Origin of the sequence: Rhizobium sp. SL42, assembly GCF_021729845.1 — a bacterium.
Classification (GTDB): domain Bacteria; phylum Pseudomonadota; class Alphaproteobacteria; order Rhizobiales; family Rhizobiaceae; genus Allorhizobium.
Genome location: NZ_CP063397.1, coordinates 1,657,389 through 1,675,436 on the forward strand (window position 1 = coordinate 1,657,389; position 18,048 = coordinate 1,675,436).

General features: G+C 61.6%; 21 protein-coding genes. 15 read left to right on the forward strand and 6 right to left on the reverse strand.

Annotated elements, in window-relative coordinates; genetic code table 11:
• Nucleotides 1-66: 66 nt before the first annotated feature.
• The gene (tldD, locus tag IM739_RS07690; RefSeq protein ID WP_237370594.1) at nt 67-1,482 is read right to left on the reverse strand and encodes a metalloprotease TldD; all 1,416 of its coding nucleotides are present in this window, start codon (nt 1,480-1,482) and stop codon (nt 67-69) included.
• Nucleotides 1,483-1,605: 123 nt separating this feature from the next.
• Nucleotides 1,606-2,136 carry an invasion associated locus B family protein gene (locus IM739_RS07695; RefSeq protein WP_007605412.1) on the reverse strand — a complete coding sequence of 177 codons (531 nt, stop codon included), beginning with the start codon at nt 2,134-2,136 and terminating at the stop codon, nt 1,606-1,608.
• Between the two features lie 327 nt (nt 2,137-2,463).
• Between IM739_RS07695 and coxB the strand changes: the two genes are divergently transcribed.
• The 10 genes from coxB (at nt 2,464) to ispH (ending at nt 10,573) form a co-directional block, all read left to right on the forward strand.
• Nucleotides 2,464-3,348, forward strand: coding sequence for a cytochrome c oxidase subunit II (gene coxB, locus IM739_RS07700; RefSeq protein ID WP_237371004.1), 885 nt, complete (start codon nt 2,464-2,466; stop codon nt 3,346-3,348).
• Nucleotides 3,349-3,363: 15 nt separating this feature from the next.
• The gene (gene ctaD, locus IM739_RS07705; protein ID WP_237370595.1) at nt 3,364-5,040 is read left to right on the forward strand and encodes a cytochrome c oxidase subunit I; all 1,677 of its coding nucleotides are present in this window, start codon (nt 3,364-3,366) and stop codon (nt 5,038-5,040) included.
• A 91-nt stretch (nt 5,041-5,131) separates the two neighbouring features.
• Nucleotides 5,132-6,088: a heme o synthase gene (locus IM739_RS07710; RefSeq protein WP_237370596.1), complete on the forward strand. Its 957-nt coding sequence runs from the start codon at nt 5,132-5,134 to the stop codon at nt 6,086-6,088.
• Complete coding sequence (locus tag IM739_RS07715; protein ID WP_237370597.1) at nt 6,088-6,225, forward strand: hypothetical protein; 138 nt, start codon at nt 6,088-6,090, stop codon at nt 6,223-6,225. Before IM739_RS07710 ends, IM739_RS07715 begins: the two co-directional genes overlap by 1 nt.
• A 12-nt stretch (nt 6,226-6,237) precedes the next feature.
• Nucleotides 6,238-6,846 (forward strand): cytochrome c oxidase assembly protein, encoded by a 609-nt coding sequence (locus tag IM739_RS07720; protein ID WP_442981104.1) that lies wholly within the window; start codon nt 6,238-6,240, stop codon nt 6,844-6,846.
• Nucleotides 6,847-6,903: 57 nt separating this feature from the next.
• The gene (locus IM739_RS07725; RefSeq protein WP_007607977.1) at nt 6,904-7,782 is read left to right on the forward strand and encodes a cytochrome c oxidase subunit 3; all 879 of its coding nucleotides are present in this window, start codon (nt 6,904-6,906) and stop codon (nt 7,780-7,782) included.
• A 172-nt stretch (nt 7,783-7,954) separates the two neighbouring features.
• Nucleotides 7,955-8,338 carry a DUF983 domain-containing protein gene (locus IM739_RS07730; protein WP_007607981.1) on the forward strand — a complete coding sequence of 128 codons (384 nt, stop codon included), beginning with the start codon at nt 7,955-7,957 and terminating at the stop codon, nt 8,336-8,338.
• Nucleotides 8,307-9,128, forward strand: coding sequence for an SURF1 family protein (locus IM739_RS07735; protein ID WP_442981105.1), 822 nt, complete (start codon nt 8,307-8,309; stop codon nt 9,126-9,128). The genes IM739_RS07730 and IM739_RS07735 overlap by 32 nt, the downstream gene beginning before the upstream one ends.
• Before the next feature lie 69 nt (nt 9,129-9,197).
• Nucleotides 9,198-9,563, forward strand: a complete 366-nt coding sequence (locus tag IM739_RS07740) for a DUF1304 domain-containing protein (RefSeq protein WP_237370599.1) — start codon at nt 9,198-9,200, stop codon at nt 9,561-9,563.
• A gap of 5 nt (nt 9,564-9,568) precedes the next feature.
• Entirely contained in the window at nt 9,569-10,573 is a 1,005-nt protein-coding gene (ispH, locus tag IM739_RS07745; protein WP_237370600.1) for a 4-hydroxy-3-methylbut-2-enyl diphosphate reductase, read from the forward strand.
• 49 nt (nt 10,574-10,622) lie between these two features.
• Here the strand turns inward: ispH and IM739_RS07750 are convergent, their stop codons facing one another.
• Nucleotides 10,623-11,366, reverse strand: a complete 744-nt coding sequence (locus IM739_RS07750) for an SDR family oxidoreductase (protein ID WP_237370601.1) — start codon at nt 11,364-11,366, stop codon at nt 10,623-10,625.
• Nucleotides 11,367-11,561: 195 nt separating this feature from the next.
• On the opposite strand from IM739_RS07750, the gene IM739_RS07755 reads away from it, so the two are divergent.
• The gene (locus tag IM739_RS07755) at nt 11,562-12,458 is read left to right on the forward strand and encodes a LysR family transcriptional regulator (RefSeq protein WP_237371005.1); all 897 of its coding nucleotides are present in this window, start codon (nt 11,562-11,564) and stop codon (nt 12,456-12,458) included.
• A 45-nt stretch (nt 12,459-12,503) separates the two neighbouring features.
• On the opposite strand, the gene IM739_RS07760 is transcribed toward IM739_RS07755, so the two are convergent.
• On the reverse strand, nt 12,504-13,391 hold the full coding sequence (locus tag IM739_RS07760) for an SDR family oxidoreductase (protein ID WP_237370602.1): 888 nt from the start codon (nt 13,389-13,391) through the stop codon (nt 12,504-12,506).
• 141 nt (nt 13,392-13,532) lie between these two features.
• Here IM739_RS07760 and IM739_RS07765 point away from each other — a divergent pair, with 141 nt between their 5' ends.
• The 4 genes from IM739_RS07765 to IM739_RS07780 all read left to right on the forward strand — a co-directional run bounded on the left by IM739_RS07765 (nt 13,533) and on the right by IM739_RS07780 (nt 16,463).
• Nucleotides 13,533-14,489 (forward strand): AraC family transcriptional regulator, encoded by a 957-nt coding sequence (locus IM739_RS07765; protein ID WP_237370603.1) that lies wholly within the window; start codon nt 13,533-13,535, stop codon nt 14,487-14,489.
• 135 nt (nt 14,490-14,624) lie between these two features.
• Nucleotides 14,625-15,590: a homoserine kinase gene (locus IM739_RS07770; RefSeq protein ID WP_237370604.1), complete on the forward strand. Its 966-nt coding sequence runs from the start codon at nt 14,625-14,627 to the stop codon at nt 15,588-15,590.
• Nucleotides 15,587-16,054, forward strand: coding sequence for a ribonuclease HI (gene rnhA, locus IM739_RS07775; RefSeq protein WP_237370605.1), 468 nt, complete (start codon nt 15,587-15,589; stop codon nt 16,052-16,054). The genes IM739_RS07770 and rnhA overlap by 4 nt, the downstream gene beginning before the upstream one ends.
• A gap of 100 nt (nt 16,055-16,154) precedes the next feature.
• Nucleotides 16,155-16,463: a Dabb family protein gene (locus tag IM739_RS07780; protein WP_237370606.1), complete on the forward strand. Its 309-nt coding sequence runs from the start codon at nt 16,155-16,157 to the stop codon at nt 16,461-16,463.
• A gap of 70 nt (nt 16,464-16,533) precedes the next feature.
• On the opposite strand, the gene IM739_RS07785 is transcribed toward IM739_RS07780, so the two are convergent.
• The gene (locus IM739_RS07785; RefSeq protein WP_237370607.1) at nt 16,534-17,019 is read right to left on the reverse strand and encodes a peroxiredoxin; all 486 of its coding nucleotides are present in this window, start codon (nt 17,017-17,019) and stop codon (nt 16,534-16,536) included.
• 74 nt (nt 17,020-17,093) lie between these two features.
• Entirely contained in the window at nt 17,094-17,960 is an 867-nt protein-coding gene (locus IM739_RS07790; RefSeq protein ID WP_237370608.1) for a protein-disulfide reductase DsbD domain-containing protein, read from the reverse strand.
• Nucleotides 17,961-18,048: the final 88 nt, after the last annotated feature.

Sequence of the window (18,048 nt, forward strand, 5' to 3'; positions counted from 1 at the left end):
TTTCCAGGGATCGAAGGGGAGGGGAGACGAATTGGCCGCCGAGGCCTGTGCTTCGGCGGCATGCGGTCAAGCCTTGGTGCCGCCGACGGTGATCTGGTCCATTCTGAGATGCGGCTGGCCGACGCCGACCGGCACCCATTGCCCGGCCTTGCCGCAATTGCCGATGCCGGTATCCAGCTTGGTGTCGTTGCCGATCATCGAGATCCGTTTCATTGCGTCGGGACCGTTGCCGATCAGCATGGCGCCCTTGACCGGCGCGCCGATCTTGCCGTTCTCTATCAGATAGGCCTCGGTGCAGCCGAAGACGAATTTGCCCGACGTGATGTCAACCTGGCCGCCGCCGAAGGACACGGCATAGATGCCCTTCTTCACCGAGGCGATGATTTCCTCCGGCGTCTTGTCGCCGGACAGCATGAAGGTGTTGGTCATGCGCGGCATCGGCTGGTGTGCATAGCCCTGGCGACGGCCGTTGCCGGTTGCCTTCATGCCCATCAGCCGGGCGTTCTGCCGATCCTGCATGTAGCCGACGAGACGGCCGTCCTCGATCAGCACGTTATAGGCGGACGGCGTGCCTTCGTCGTCGACCGTGATCGAGCCGCGGCGATTGTCGATCGTGCCGTCGTCGACGACGGTGACGCCGGGAGCCGCGACCATCTCGCCCAGAAGTCCGGCAAAAGCCGAGGTCTTCTTGCGGTTGAAGTCGCCTTCCAGCCCGTGGCCGACGGCCTCGTGCAGCATCACGCCCGGCCAGCCATTGCCGAGAACGATGTCCATCGTTCCTGCCGGTGCTTCTTGCGCCTCAAGATTGACCAACGCCTGGCGCAGCGCCTCATCGGCACCCTTGTGCCAGCTTTCCTCGCTGAGGAACTCGTCGAAACCCATGCGGCCGCCAACGCCGAAAGATCCGCTTTCCTGGCGCTCGCCCTGGCCGGCGATGACGGAAATGTTGATCCGGGTCATCGGCCTGATGTCGCGCACCCGGTGGCCGTCGGCGCGCAGGATTTCCACCACCTGCCAGCTGGCGGCGATCGAGGCGGTCACCTGCCGCACCTTCGCATCCTTGTCGCGCAGATAGGCGTCGATCTCGGACAGCAGCTTGACCTTCTCCTCGAAGCTCGGCGAACCGATCGGATTGTCCTCGCCGTAGAGCTTCGCATTGGTCCGCTGCGGTGCTGCCGCATAGGAGCCGGAATGGCCATGCGTAACGGCGCCGACCGCATCGGCCGCGCGCGAAAGGGCGGAAAGCGAAAGCTCGCCGGCATGGGCGTAACCCACCGCTTCACCGGCGACCGCGCGCAGGCCAAAGCCCTGATCGGTATTGAACGAACCGCCCTTCAGGCGGCCATTGTCGAAGGTGAGCGATTCCGCTTGGGCGTGCTCTATATAGAGTTCGCCGTCATCAGCCCCGGCCAGGGCGTCCGCGACGCGCTTCGTCAAGGTTGCCTCGTCGCAATCGAAGAGGGAGAGAAGGTCCTGGGTCATGCTGGTCTCCTTGGCCGTGGCCCCTGCATGTAGGCGCCCAGACGAAAAGGGGCAAGCCTGCTCGGCCTGCCCGCACCATTCCGGTCATCACGAAAAGCGGAGCCGCAGCTCCAATCCTTTATATCAAGGCAGCTTGTCGTAGCCTTCGCCGAAGCCGGCGAGCTCGATCGGGATGCCGACGCGGTCCTGGTCGGCGGATTCACGCAGCGCGAAGACCGCGGCCTTGCCGGCCCGCAGGATCTTCATCAGCTCCTCGTCGATCTCGACCTCGACATAACAGCCCTCGGAGAAACAGCGGGTGAAATAGGCGCGGCCGATATTGTTGCCGTCAACGAACAGCTCCATGCCATCCTTGAGCAGCACGCCGAGTGGTGCCAGGATGCGCAGGATCCGGGCCTTGCGGTCGGCAGTCTTCAGGACCACGACCGACAGACCAACCTCCGGCCGGTCGTCGGCGATGACATTCTGCATCAGCGCGCATTGCTCGACCGTCGCGCCGGCCGGCTTGTCGCAGATCACCGACCAGGCGCCATGGTTGGAGCGGATCGTGCCGGGCGGTTGTTGTGGCTGTTGGCCCTGGGCCGGCATGGAAAGCGCGCCAACGAAAAGGGCGCCTGCGGTCAAGCCGGACCAAAGCAGTCTTGGGAGACCCATGGATACCTCTGGAAAACGAATCATCCCGCACATTCTTGTCGTGGGGGTGGGGAAATGAAAGCCCCGCCGTCTGTTTTAAGGGGGAGTGCGGCATAATTGGGACCGCATTTCACCTTCCGGGAGCAAGATTGGCGCCTTCGCCAACCCCAACGGGCGAAAGCCATGCAATTGAGACCATTGTCAATTGATGAAGCGCAAAATGCCGCACAGGCTTTGCCAGAGGCGTATTGCGAATGCGGCCAATCTATGATTTGAAACGACGACACTAGCATGATTTTTGCGCTATGGTTTGATGTGGATCAAGCGCTTGTGGGAGACTTAACCGTGATGAAGAGAACCTATGCAGCATTGGCCGCGCTGGCCTGTCTGCTTTTCGCTTCTGTAAGCTTTGCTGACCAGCCCAGGCCCTGGCAGATGACGCTGCAGGAAGCGGCAACGCCGATCATGTCGCAGATCAGATGGTTTGAGCAATATACCCTCTGGTTCATCGTGCCCGTCACGATTTTCGTTCTGATTCTTCTCATTCTCGTGGTCGTCAAGTTCAACGCGCGCGCCAACCCGGTGCCGTCGAAGACCAGCCACAATACGCTGATCGAGATTGTCTGGACGGTTGCGCCGGTGCTCATTCTCTTCGCCATCGCCATTCCGTCCTTCAACCTGCTGACCTATCAGCTGAAGATGCCGGAAAATCCTGACCTGACGATCAAGGCGACCGCCACCCAGTGGCTGTGGAGCTATGAATATCAGGGCGAGCAGGCTGTATCCTTCGACAGCTACCTGCTCAAGGACACCGACCGCGCTGCAGCCGGCAAGGAAGACATTGCGCGCTATCCGCGTCTGCTCGCCGTCGACAACGAAGTCGTAGTTCCGGTCAACAAGGTGGTCCGCATGCTGGTCACCGCAGCGCCGACCGATGTTATCCACGCTTTTGCAATGCCGGCATTCGGCGTCAAGATCGATGCCATCCCGGGCCGCCTGAACGAGACCTGGTTCACTGCCGAGCGCGAAGGTCTCTACTACGGCCAGTGTTCGGAGCTGTGCGGCAAGGACCATGCGTTCATGCCGATCGCCATCCGCGTGGTCTCGGAAGAAAAGTATGCTGCCTGGGCTCAGGCGGCAACGAGCGACCTCGCTGGCGCAAACAAGGCGCTCATGGCAGCTGTCGACGGTGCTCCGGCTGCCGTCCAGACCGCCGCAAACGTTTCGAACTAATAAGGAGTGCGGACAATGGCTGGACCTGTTGCCCACGACGATCACGCCCATGGCGCGCATCATGACCATCACGATCACAAGCCGAGCTTCTTTGCTCGCTGGTTTCTGTCGACGAACCACAAGGACATCGGCACGCTCTATCTGATCTTCGCGATCATCGCTGGCATCATCGGCGGCGCGCTGTCGGTCGCCATGCGGATGGAGCTGCAGGAGCCAGGCATCCAGATCTTCCACGGCCTGGCTTCCATCGTCTATGGCTTCGAGGGTGATGCTGCCATCGACGGCGGCAAGCATATGTTCAACGTCTTCACGACGGCGCATGCCCTCGTCATGATCTTCTTCATGGTCATGCCTGCCTTGATCGGCGGTTTCGCCAACTGGATGATCCCGATCATGATCGGCGCGCCGGACATGGCCTTCCCGCGCCTCAACAACATTTCCTTCTGGCTGATCGTTCCGGCCTTCCTGCTGCTGATCCTGTCGATGTTCGTCGAGGGCCCGGCAGGTGCCTATGGCGTCGGTGGTGGCTGGACGCTTTATCCGCCGCTCGCGACATCCGGTCAGCCTGGCCCGGCCGTCGACCTTGCGATCTTCGCGCTCCACGTCTCCGGGGCGTCCTCGATCCTCGGTGCGATCAACTTCATCACCACGATCCTCAACATGCGCGCTCCGGGCATGACGCTGCACAAGATGCCGCTGTTCGCCTGGGCCGTTCTGGTCACCGCCTTCCTGCTCTTGCTGTCGCTCCCGGTTCTCGCCGGCGGCATCACCATGCTTCTGACCGACCGCAACTTCGGCACGACCTTCTTCGCGCCGGAAGGCGGCGGCGACCCGATCCTCTACCAGCACCTGTTCTGGTTCTTCGGTCACCCGGAAGTCTACATCCTGATCCTGCCCGGCTTCGGCATCGTCAGCCACATCGTCTCGACCTTCTCCAAGAAGCCGGTCTTCGGTTATCTCGGCATGGCCTATGCCATGGTCGGCATCGGCGCAGTCGGCTTCGTCGTCTGGGCGCACCACATGTACACCGTCGGCCTGTCGCTTCAGGCGCAGCGCTACTTCCTCTTCGCAACCATGGTCATCGCGGTGCCGACCGGCATCAAGATCTTCTCGTGGATCGCGACGATGTGGGGCGGCTCGCTGACCTTCCGCACCCCGATGGTCTGGGCAATCGGCTTCATCTTCCTGTTCACCGTCGGTGGTGTTACGGGCGTGCAGCTCGCCAATGCCGGCCTCGACCGTTCGCTGCATGACACCTACTACGTCGTGGCCCACTTCCACTACGTTCTGTCGCTCGGCGCCGTCTTCGCCATCTTCGCCGGCTGGTACTACTGGTTCCCGAAGATGTCCGGCTACATGTACAACGAGTTCGTCGGCAAGCTGCACTTCTGGGTCATGTTCATCGGTGTGAACATGGTGTTCTTCCCGCAGCACTTCCTCGGCCTCGCAGGCATGCCGCGCCGTTACATCGACTACCCGGATGCATTCGCAGGCTGGAACTATGTCTCGTCGATCGGCTCCTACATCTCGGCCTTCGCGGTCCTGATCTTCCTCTATGGCGTCTTCGAAGCATTCGCCAAGAAGCGCCTCGCCGGCGACAATCCTTGGGGTGAAGGCGCGACCACGCTGGAATGGCAGCTGTCTTCGCCGCCGCCGTTCCACCAGTGGGAACAGCTGCCGCGCATCAAGTAAGCGCCGGTTCAGCTGACATTCAAAAAACCGGGCGTCGCGATCCCAAAGGACCGCGGCGCCCGTCAAGACCTTGGAAGGCGAGTTTAAGAATATGACAGTCATCGACAATCGCGATCTTTTCGGCATGGAAGGCGAAGTGCGCCTGTCCGAAGCCGGCCCGCGCGATTATTTCGAACTGCTGAAGCCGCGCGTCATGTCGCTTGTGGTTTTCACCGCCTTCGCAGGCCTGGTCCTTGCGCCGGGCTCGATCAATCCTTTCCTCGGCGCGATTGCGATCCTCTGCATCGCCGTAGGTGCCGGCGCCTCTGGCGCGCTGAACATGTGGTATGACGCCGATATCGATGCCGTCATGACCCGCACGGCCACCCGTCCCATTCCCGCCGGCCGCATCCAGCCGACCGAGGCTCTGGCCTTCGGCCTCGTGCTTTCGGTGTTTTCCGTCGTCATTCTCGGCCTTGCCGTGAACTGGTTCGCCGCCGCTATCCTCGGCTTTACCATCTTCTTCTACGCAGTCGTCTACACGATGTGGCTGAAGCGCTCGACGCCGCAGAACATCGTCATCGGCGGAGCCGCGGGCGCATTCCCACCGATGGTCGGCTGGGCTTGTGTCACCGGTGGAGTCTCGCTCGACAGCGTCGTGTTGTTCATGATCATCTTCCTCTGGACGCCGGCCCATTTCTGGGCGCTGGCGCTGTTCAAGATGAAGGACTACGGCGCGGTCGGCGTGCCGATGATGCCGAATGTCGCGGGTATCCCGTCGACCAAGCGCCAGATCTTCGCCTACGCGGTCCTGACCGCCGTGACCGGCGTCATCCCGACTGTCACCGGGCTTGCCTCGATCGGCTACGGCCTGTTTGCCGGCGGCCTCGGCATCGTCTTTGTCCTCTGTTCCATCGCCGTCTGGCGCATGCCGGATGGCGACGAAAAGATGGTGCCGGCCAAGAAGCTCTTCGCCTATTCGATCTTCTATCTCTTCGCGATCTTCTCGGCCCTTCTGGTCGACCACTACATTGCGTCGTTTGTCCAGTTCTTCGGAGGTGTCGCCTGATGGAAACCGTCAAGCTGAACGAAACCCAGAAGAAATCGCGCCGCGGTCGCAACGTTGCGCTCGGCCTGCTTCTGGCCGCCCTTGTCATGATCTTCTACGTCGTCACGATCGTCAAGATCGGCAGCGTCGGGCATTAAGGAGCAGCGGACGTGAGCGAACTCATCCAGAAAGACAAGACCGCCAAGCGCCGCGACCTGCGGGTTGCCACCGCATGTTTCGTCTTTGTCGGCGCGATGGTCGGCGCGGCCTATGCCTCGGTGCCGCTCTATCAGCTGTTTTGCCAGGTGACCGGTTATGGCGGCACGACCAAGCGGGTCGAGCAGGCCTCCGACGTCATTCTCGATCGCAAGATCAATGTTACCTTCGACGCCAATGTCTCGAACGGCCTGAACTGGGAATTCCGCCCGGTCGACAAGCAGGTCAGCCCGCGCATCGGTGAGACTGTCGAAATCCGTTATGTCGCGACGAATCATTCGTCGCGTCCGGTCACCGGCGAGGCGATCTTCAACGTCACGCCGGGCGAAGCCGGCGCCTACTTCAACAAGGTCCAGTGCTTCTGCTTCACCGAGACCACGTTGCAGCCGGGCGAGACCATGGAAATGCCGGTCGTCTTTTTTGTCGATCCCGCGATTGTTGACGCGGAAGAGACAAAGGGCCTTGGCACGATTACCCTGTCCTACACCTTTTATCCGCGCGAGGATCAGAAGCCGGTGGCCGCTCTGTCGGCCGGGGAAGAGGTTGGACAGCCGAAACTGTGAGAGAGGGGTCCGGTTCGCCGGGTCTCGTTATGAAATTGACATTCGGGGATTGCTGAGATGGCCGAAGCGCACACCAAGAACCACGACTACCACATCATCGATCCGAGCCCTTGGCCGCTACTGGCGTCGATCGGTGCATTCATCATCACCTTCGGCGGCGTCGGCTACATGCGCTACCTGTCGGGTGGCTCGTTCAAGCTGTTCGGTCTCGAACTGGCGCATCCGTGGCTGTTCTTCATCGGCCTGGCGATCATCCTGTTCACCATGTTCGCCTGGTGGGCCGACACGATCAAGGAAGCCCATGCCGGTCACCACACCCGCGTGGTCTCGCTGCACCTGCGCTATGGCATGATCATGTTCATCGCGTCGGAGGTGATGTTCTTCGTTGCCTGGTTCTGGGCCTTCTTCGATGCCAGCCTCTTCCCGCACGAAGCGATCCAGGCAAGCCGCGTCGAGTTCACCGGAGGGCAGTGGCCGCCGGTCGGCATCGAGGTTGTCGATCCCTGGCACCTGCCGCTCTACAACACCATCATCCTGCTGCTGTCCGGCACCTGTGTAACCTGGGCGCACCATGCCCTGCTGCACAACGACCGCAAGGGCGTGATCACCGGCCTGACCCTGACGGTCCTGCTCGGTATCCTGTTCTCCTTCGTGCAGGTCTATGAGTACATGCACTCGCCGTTCGACTTCAAGAATTCGATCTATGGCGCGACCTTCTTCATGGCGACCGGCTTCCACGGCTTCCACGTTCTGATCGGCACGATCTTCCTGATTGTCTGCCTGTTCCGGGCGCTGGCCGGCCACTTCACGCCGCAGCAGCATTTCGGCTTCGAAGCCGCCGCCTGGTACTGGCACTTCGTTGATGTCGTCTGGCTCTTCCTCTTCTTCACCATCTACATCTGGGGTGGTTGGGGCGCGCCGGTGGCGCACGGCTGAAGGCCTGCGTGACATCCGATCAAGGGCGGCGCCAATGCCGCCCTTTTTTTATGGCCGTGCTATTGGTCCTGCTGCTTTTCCAAGTGCCTGCGACCATCCGGCCGATAGAGTAGAGCGACGCATTGGTCTAAAGCTTGGCAAAAGCCAAAGTACTGCCATGTTGGAGAGCGCCATGACCAAAGATACCGCCCAGTTTCCGCCCGTCGATCCGGTCAAGGCGGCGCTGCATGCGTCCTGCCCGCGATGCGGCAATGGCCGTCTGTTCGACGGCTTGACCAAGCCAAAGGCAAAGTGTTCGAGCTGCGGCCTGGACTATTCCTTCATCGATGCCGGCGATGGCCCGGCGATCTTCGTCATCCTGCTCGTCGACTTCCTCGTCGTCGGTCTGGCAATCTGGGTCGAGATCAACTACCAGCCTTCGATCTGGCTGCATCTGCTCGTCTTTGCGCCCCTCGCCGTCGCCCTGTCGTTGTGGCTGATGCGCACTCTGAAGGCCTGGATGATCGCCATGCAGTACAAGCACAATGCGTCGGAAGGGGCGATCGATCGTGGCTGACGAAACGCCAGCGCCAGTGGCCGTATCGGTTGAAGCACCATCGCCGCCACCCGCGCGCCGCTGGCGCTTCTGGGTTGGCCTCGTGCTGGTGCCGCTGGCGTTGGCAATCCTGGTGTCGCTTGGCACCTGGCAGGTCAAGCGGCTCTACTGGAAGGAAGCGCTGATCGCCTCGATCGAGGAGCGTCGGCATGCACAACCATTGGACATCGCCGGGATCGAGGCCTCGCTGGCGGCGGGCGACGATGTCGACTACCGCGCAGCCTATGTCGAGGGCCGTTTCCTGCATGACAAGGAGCGCCATTTCCTCGCCACCTTTCAGGGCCAGTCGGGCTTTTATCTCTATACGCCGTTGCAACTGGCGGATGGACGTTATCTCTTCGTCAACCGCGGTTTCGTGCCTTATGACCGCAAGCAGGCCGCCACCCGTCCGCAAAGCCTCGTCGAAGGGCCATTGAAGGTCATCGGCCTTGCCCGCGCCCGCCTTGCGGAAAAGCCGTCATCGATGGTTCCCGACAATGACGAAGGCCGCAATATCTTCTTCTGGAAGGACCTGACCCGCATGGCGGCAACGACCGGCCTGCCGGAGGACAGGGTGCTGCCGTTTTTTCTCGATGCCGATGCGACCCCCGTGCCGGGTGGCCTACCCACGGGCGGCGTGACCCAAATCGATCTGCCCAACAGCCATTTGCAATATGCCGTGACCTGGTACGGCCTTGCCGTCGCATTGCTCGCCGTCTCGATTGCCGGCCTCTTCAGCCGCAGGAAGCCGCCGGGTGCGTCCCCCTCGTGACACGCGTCGAATTCCGCTAGAATTGACGCTTGGCCGGATTCGCACCGGCCCATGGGGGACACTGACACAATGGGTTTTCTGGCTTCGACACTGGTGGCGCTCGTTGCGCTCGAACATATCTATATCCTGATCCTTGAGATGTTTCTCTGGACCACGCCCTATGGCCGCAAGGCCTTCGGCATGAAACCCGAACAGGCGGAAGCGACGAAGGTGCTGGCCGCCAACCAGGGTCTCTACAACGGCTTCCTCGCCGTCGGCCTGATCTGGGGCCTGCTGCATCCGGATCTGTCCTTCGGTTATCAGATACAGCTGTTTTTCCTTGGCTGTGTGCTGGTCGCTGGCCTATATGGGGGAATGACGGCCTCGCGGAAGATCTTTGTCATCCAGGCATTGCCCGCCGCCATCGCCATTCTTGCTGTCCTGATTGCTGGCTGACCTTGATGAACATGCATATCGACCGACCCTCGCTGACGATCAGGCTTTGCGGCCCGCGCGGATTTTGCGCCGGTGTCGACCGTGCCATCCAGATCGTCGTGCTCGCGCTCAAGCGCTACGGCGCTCCGGTCTATGTGCGCCACGAGATCGTCCACAATCGCTACGTTGTCGAAGGCCTCGAGGCCAAGGGTGCGATCTTTGTCGAGGAACTGGACGAGATTCCTGTCGAGCATCGCCAGCAGCCGGTGGTCTTTTCTGCCCATGGCGTGCCGAAGTCCGTGCCGGAGGATGCCGAAACCCGCAACCTTTTCTATCTCGACGCGACCTGCCCGCTGGTCTCCAAGGTCCACAAGCAGGCAATGCGCCACGAGCGCCTTGGTCGCCACGTCATCCTGATCGGCCATGCCGGCCATCCGGAGGTTGTCGGCACCATGGGTCAACTGCCGCCGGGGACCGTTTCCTTGGTCGAAACCATCGAGGATGCGGAAAACTATCAGCCGCTCGATCCTGACAATCTCGGTTTCGTCACCCAGACGACGCTCTCGGTTGATGATACCGCCGGTGTCATCGCCAAGCTGCAGGAGCGGTTCCCGAACCTGACGGCACCGTCGGCCGACAGCATCTGCTACGCCACGACCAACCGTCAGGAAGCGGTCAAGCAGGCTGCTCCCGGTTGCGACCTGTTCATCGTCGTCGGTGCCCCCAACTCGTCCAACTCCAAGCGCCTTGTCGAAGTGGCGCTGAGGGCAGGCGCAACCCGCTCCATGCTCGTCCAGCGTGCCTCCGAGATCGACTGGGATTATGTCGGCGAAATCGGCACGCTCGGCATTTCCGCCGGCGCCTCGGCGCCTGAAGTCATCGTCGACGAAATCATCGAGGCCTTCCGCACCCGCTTCGACGCCCGGGTCGAACTGGCGATCACCACGGAAGAAAACGAGCACTTCCTGGTCAATCGCGAACTGCGCGATGTCGAACTCACCCGTGACGACATGGCCTGGGTCAACGGCTGAGGCATCAGCGTCTCCCCACCGTGGCGGGGAGACGTTTTGACTAGCAGGCTCAGAAGTCCTGCGATGTCGGTCGCAACACGATTTCACTGATATCCACATCGGCCGGCTGTTCGATCGCAAAGGCAATGGCCCGTGCAACGCTGGAGGCCGGTATGGCCTGCTTGTAGAAGTCGTTGACCGCATCGCGGCTGACCTGATGCGACGAGCCCAGTTTCAGTTCGGATTCGACAGCGCCCGGTGCGATCGTCGTGGTGCGGATCATCGCGCCGACCTCATGGCGCAGGCCTTCGGAAATCGCCCTGACGGCAAACTTCGTCCCTGAATAGACCGTGCCGCCCGGGCTGAACACCTTCTGGCCGGCAACCGACGAGATGTTGATCACATGGCCGGATTGCTGCGCCTGGAAGACAGGCAGTGCGGCGGCAATGCCGTAGAGCACGCCCTTGATGTTGATATCGATCATCCGGTCCCATTCCTCGGTCTTGACCTCGAACATCGGCGCGATCGCCATGAAGCCGGCATTGTTGATCAGGACGTCGATGCGGCCGAAGGTCTCGACGGCCCCCTTGATCAGCGCTTCGACCTGTTCCTTCTTAGTCACGTCGGTCGCATAGGCCTTCGCCTTGCCGCCGCTTGCGGTGATGTCGGCAACGATCGTGTCGAGCATTTCGGTGCGGCGGGCTGCCAGCACCACGGTGGCGCCGAGTGCCGCCAGATGCCGCGCGGTGGCCTCGCCCAGTCCGCTCGATGCTCCGGTGATGACGACGACTTTGCCTTCGATGTTCTTGCTCATGATAGACCTCTTCGGGTTGGGCAGACGGGGATGCCCGCCGCTGACCCAAGAAGTAGATCAATGCGTCGATTTGGATAATGCCATGAGTTTTAGACGCACTGTTGAATATGAAACAACAATGATCTAGCTTCGTGGATCGATACCGGGCTCTCCCGGCGGAAACAGGATCAGCCGGAGGATCTGCGCATGTCGAAACTGGATGCCAGCCAGATCATCGAACTGCTCGCCTTTCAGGCCGTCGCGCGCCACCGCAATTTCGGCCAGGCCGCCATCGAGCGCGGCATGACCAAATCGGCCATCAGCCATGCGATCCGGCGTCTGGAGACCCGGCTGGACCTGCGCCTGTTCCACCGTACTACCCGCAGCGTCTCGCTCTCCGAGCCGGGCGCCAAGCTGTTTGCCGAACTGACCCCGGCTCTCGATGGCGTCGATCTCGCGCTGGAACAGCTCAACCAGTTTCGCGGCGGCGCATTGGGCACCGTCCGGCTGAATGTGCCAAGTTCGCTGGCACCTTTCGTCGTCATTCCCATGCTTGACCCGCTGCTGCGCGACAATCCCGGCCTGCATCTCGATATCGTCGCGACCGACCGCCTCATCGACATCGTGGAAGAAGGTTTCGATGCCGGCATCCGCCTGAGCGAACGCCTGTCGCAGGACATGATTGCCGTCAAGATCGGCGCGCCATTGCGGTTTGCCGTCGTTGCCTCGCCGGAATACAGCCATCGTCGTGGCATGCCGCAAACGCCGCACGAACTGGCGGACCATGCCTGCATCCGCTACCGCTTCCTCAGCGGCAGCCTGTTCCATTGGGAGTTCGAACGCGACGGCCAGGCCCTATCGGTCGAGGTTCAGGGCCCGCTCACCTTCGATAGCCAGTTGCTGATGGTCGAATCCGCCCTTGCCGGACATGGCCTCGCCTATGTCTGGGAACCGCAGGTTCGCCAGCACCTTACGTCAGGCAGTCTCGTCCAGAGCCTGGAAGACTGGTGCCCGCTGATCGACGATCTCTTCGTCTACTATCCCAGCCGCCGTCACATGTCGGCCGGCCTGCGCGTCGTCATCGATGCCCTGAAGGCGACACGCAAGGCGTGAGATAGTCGCGTCAATCTGCGGCCCTTATTCCTCCTGGTCAGGCGTTCACGACCGGAAATAGATCGCCCGGTCGATATCGGCGATCAGCGTCGGTTGATCCGGTGTCCAGCCGAGCGTTTCGCGTGTCCACGCGCTGGAGGCGGGGCTGTCGATCCCGGCGAAATGCGTGAACCAGCCGAAATGCTCCGGTGCCTCCTGCGCTGATTTCGACAGGACCGGCACCCCCAGCCGCCGGCCGATGACCTCGGCGATCTGGCGAAACGGCACACCCTCTTCGGCAACCGCATGGTAGCGCACGCCGGCGGTGCCATTTTCCAGCGCCAGCCGGTAGACCTTGGCGGCATCCAGCCGGTGCACGGCGGGCCAGAGGTTGGAGCCGTCACCGATCATCGCGGAGGCGCCTTTCTGTCGCGCCATGCCGATCAGGATCGGCACGAAGCCATGGTCGCCGTCGCCATGGACCGAGGGCGGCAGGCGCACGATCGAAACCGATCCGCCTCGTGCTGATATCGCTTCTGCTGCCTGTTCAGACCTGCGTGGCGTATGGCGCGATGTCTGCGCATCCGCTTCCGTCGCCAGCCGTCCAGGCGACAGAAGTCCGGTCCCCGAGGTCACCAGCAACAGGCGGCCGGTTCCGGCCAATGCATCGCCGAGCACGGCGATCGCGGCCGCATCGACCGCGCAGTTTTCCTCGAAACGGGAAAAGTCGTGGTTGAAGCCGGTATGGATGACACCATCGGCTAGCGAGGCTCCACGCCGCAGGCTGCCGGCATCCTCGAGATCGCCGCGATGCGGTGTCACTCCGGCGGTCAAAAGCTGAGCGGCGGCGGCATCCGAGCGGGCAAGCCCGGTCACCTGATGTCCTGCCTGCAGCAATTCCCGGACGATCGCCGACCCGACAAATCCTGTGGCACCTGTAACGAAGACACGCATTGCATTCTCCTGTTTTCCGTCTGTCCGCATGTAAGGCCAAGGCACGGTGCTCGTGCCTTTGTTGATACAGGCTAGATCATCATGGAAAGACGTACTATGTTGTAAAATCCGCATTATCTTTTCATTCGTCCGGAAATCGTGATGGATCCACTGTCAAATGTTCTGTCATTGCTCAAACCGCAGAACTATCTTTCTGCCGGTTTCGAGGCGGCGGGTGAATGGTCGATCCAGTTTCCCGATCAGCAGAAAGGCATCAAATGCGGTGCCGTCGTCTCCGGCGAATGCTGGCTTTCGGTAGAGGGCGTGGAGGCGCCGGTCCGGCTTCTGCCCGGCGACTGTTTCCTTTTGCCCGGCGGTCGCCCGTTCCGGCTGGCAACCGATCTGACACTGCCGCCGCTCGCCGCAGCCACGGTGTTTTCTGCGGTCCGGCGCGGCGGTGTTGCAAGCCTCCATGGTGGCGGCGATTTCTCGCTGGTCAGTTGCCGCTTCGGTCTCGCCAGCAATCATGCCGGCATGCTGCTGCGCATGCTGCCGGCCATCGTGCTGATCCGCGACGAACCGGGTCAGGCGGCCTTGCGCTGGTCGGTCGAGCGCATGATGGCGGAGTTGCGCAACCCGCAACCGGGCGGTTTTCTCATCCTGCAGCATCTGTCGCACATGATCCTCGTTCAGGCGCTGCGGCTGCATCTGATTGAAGGAGCCGGCGTCGGCTGGCTGTTTGCCCTTGCCGACGAGCAGATGGGGCGGGTGATCGGTGCCATTCATGACAGCCCCGGACAGCGCTGGACCCTGCAGTCGTTGGCCGCCGAGGCCGGCATGTCGCGCTCGACATTTGCCGAGAAGTTCAGGAACACCGTCGGCACGCCGCCGATGGACTATCTCGGTCGCTGGCGCATGATGCTCGCCTGCGACAGGCTGGAGAATTCGGGCGATCCGATCTCGGTCATCGCGCCGGCACTGGGCTATGAGTCGGAAGCCGCCTTCAGCACGGCGTTCAAGCGCATTGTCGGCTGCCCGCCGCGCCGCTATGGCCGGCGCGCAGGCGGGGAGGGGCAAGCGCGGCACCACCAGCATCCGGGTGCGGAGACCGTCGCCTGATGGCATTGCGGTAGCGATTCCAGCCTCCCACGGGATTTCCCCGAAACTTGTGCCTGATGTCGCTTCGGGACTGGCACTTGCCGACCCCGCGCGCTATGCGTTCAGCTTCATTCCATGCAGCACGGGAAAATCGCTGTGGCAGTCTATACCGACATTTCCGAAGGCGATCTGAAGGCCTTTCTCGAGCAATATGACGCGGGCGAGCTGACCTCGTACAAGGGCATTGCCGAAGGCGTGGAGAACACCAATTTCCTGCTGCACACCACCCGCCAGCCGCTGATTCTGACGCTGTATGAAAAGCGGGTCGAAAAGAACGATCTGCCTTTCTTCCTCGGCCTGATGCATCATCTTTCCGAGCGCGGCCTGTCCTGCCCGCTGCCCCTGCCGCGCAAGGACGGCCAGCTTCTCGGCGAGCTCTCCGATCGTCCGGCAGCCCTGATCTCCTTCCTCGAAGGCATGTGGCTGCGCAAGCCCGAGGCCCAGCACTGCCGCGAGGTTGGCAAGGCGCTGGCACAGATGCATATCGCCGGCGAAGGCTTCGAGATCGCGCGGCCGAATGCGTTGTCGCTTCAAGGCTGGCAGACGCTCTGGGCAAAGTCGAAGGATCGTGCCGACGAGGTCGAGACGGGCCTGGAAGAGGAGATCGGCGCCGAACTGGATTTCCTCGCGGCCCATTGGCCGAAGAATCTGCCGGCCGGTGTCATCCATGCCGACCTCTTCCCCGACAATGTCTTTTTCCTCGGCGACAATCTCTCGGGCCTGATCGATTTCTACTTCGCCTGCAACGACTTTCTCGTCTACGACCTGTCGATCTGCCTGAACGCATGGTGCTTCGAAAAGGACGGCGCCTACAACATCACCAAGGGCAAGGCGATGATCGAGGGTTATCTCTCGGTCCGCCCGCTCTCCGACGACGAGATCGCCGCCCTGCCGATCCTCGCGCGTGGTTCCGCCCTGCGCTTCTTCCTCACGCGCCTCTATGACTGGCTGACCACGCCGGAGGGCGCGCTGGTGGTGAAGAAGGATCCGCTCGAATATCTGAAGAAGCTGCGTTTCCACCGGGCGGTGGCAAGTGCTGGCGAATATGGACTGCTGTCATGAAACATGTCGAGATCTATACCGATGGTGCCTGCTCGGGAAATCCAGGCCCCGGCGGCTGGGGTGCGATCCTGCGCTATGGCGAGGTGGAGAAGGAACTGTTCGGCGGTGAGGCGGAAACCACCAACAACCGCATGGAACTGATGGCGGCAATTTCGGCGCTGAACGCCCTGAAGACGCCGTGCGAGATCGACCTGCACACTGACAGCAAATATGTCATGGACGGCATTTCGAAATGGATCTTCGGCTGGAAGAAAAACGGCTGGAAGACCGCCGACAAGAAACCGGTCAAGAACGGTGAACTCTGGCAGCAGCTCGATACCGCCAACCAGGCGCACAAGGTCAAGTGGCACTGGGTCAAGGGCCATGCCGGCCATCCTGAAAACGAGCGCGCAGATGAGCTGGCCCGCCGTGGCATGGAGCCGTTCAAGACCTCGAGCTTCGGCAAGTCGCTGCTGGTCAAGTAACGGTGCCTCTCCGGTCGCGATCGGAAATGCAGCACCCGGTGACCTTGCCCTTTCGTCCATTCTCCCTATGCTCCGACAAAACATGTAAAGGGAGATGTCGATGATCCAGCACTGCGTATTCCTGCGCTTCAAGGCCGCCGTTCAAGAGGCCGAGAAGAAGGCGATTTATGTGGCGATTGCCCAGTTGAAGGATGTCGTGCCGGGCATGCTGGACGTCAAGGCCGGGCCGAATGCGTCGCCGGAAGGCCTGAGCAGCGGCTACAATGACGGTTTCATCGTCACGTTCGAGGATGCGATGGTGCGCGATTATTACCTGAAGCACCCGGCCCATGTCGCGGTCGGCGAGCGCATCGTGCATGCGACCGACGGCGGCCTCGCCGGCATCCTCGTCTTCGATCTGGAGACCTGACATCCTGACATCAAAACGAAAGGCCGGCTTCCGAGGGAAACCGGCCTTTCGCATGACACGTAATTGTTATTTATAGCTGTTCGATCATTGTCGCCGCAGACGAGACGGTTGCCTGACCTGGATTTTCCTCGACATTCAGGCTCTTCAGCACGCCGTCCTCGACCAGCATCGAATAACGCTTGGAGCGTACGCCGAGCGCGCCGGCGGACAGATCCGCGTCAAGGCCGAGCGCCTTGGTGAAGGAAGCGTCCCAGTCGGCCAGGAAGTGGATCTTGCCCAGGCCGCCGGTATGTTGCGCCCAGGCGCCCATCACATGCCAGTCATTGACGGAAATCACGGCGATATCGTCAACACCGCGTGCGAGAATCTGGTCGCGGTTTTCCAGGTAGCCCGGCAGGTGGTTCAGCGTGCAGGTCGGCGTAAACGCGCCTGGCACGGCAAAGACAACGACCTTCTTGCCGGCAAATAGCTGTTCTGTGGTGGTTTCCACCGGGCCGTCGGCCGTCTTTTCCTTGAACGTGGCTGTGGGCAGCTTCTCGCCAATCGCAATCGTCATGAAATTCTCCTCGCTTTGTGGCGCACACTGGCGTCAGGCGCAGTGCATCGTCGCGGTGGAAATATAGAAGCGGGTCAATCAAAGGCAAGCGTGGTTTCCATCGCACGCCCGGCTGCCAGCACAAGGATGCCCCAGCGCTTGCCGGTCAGCGTGTAGGTCTTCGGCAATTTGCCGATCGGCACCGAGACCTGGACCTTGCCATCCCCCTGGATTTCGGCCTTGCCATCGAGAAACACATGGCCGCTCGGTCCGCTGACGAAAACCTGGGGCTCCGTCGTTCCGGCCGGCAATCGCAGCGTCAGGTCCAGCTGTTTGAGATCGGCGCGCATCGCATAGTGGGTCACGGCAAAATCGTCGGAGGGTGCTTCCGGCAGGCGCTGCCTGGCCGCAGAAATCATCGAGGCTTCCTCGGCCACGGCCGCGTCGCCGCTGGACAGCGCGACGGTCAGATCCGCCTGGAAAGGGATGCAGATATTCTTGCAGACGCCGACGAAGGCATTGACCGTCAGGGTCTCGGTCTCCGGCCCAGCACCTGCGATCACCAGCGGCAATGTCACGGCGTGATCGTAGCCAACGTCACGCATGCCGCTGTTGTCGAGCAATTTCGGCACGGGAAATCCGATGCTTTCGATCACGGCCGTACTTCCCGGTGAAAGCGTCAGCGCCGGCGGAATGCCGACATCGCCGGGTTCCTTCCAGTAGGTGATCCAGCCGGGATTGGGCTCGATCACCAGCGCACCCTCGCGTCGACCGTCCGGATCGGCGGGCAGCACGACGAGACGCATTCGTCCACCCTCGTTGACCGCCCAGTCGCTGCTCGCGGCTTGAGTGTCGCCGATGGTTAGCGCCAGGGTTGCAAGCGCAAGCAGGAGACCGAATGTCAGCCCATGTGTGAACTGGACAAGGCGACGGTTCATGTGGTGGCGGCTCTGGTGCATCATGGCCATCGGCTCTAGAGGATCGCCCGGCGGCTTGCCAGTCACGGTTATGAAATTGTCATCATTTTCGGTTGATCGCAAAGCCCTTCTG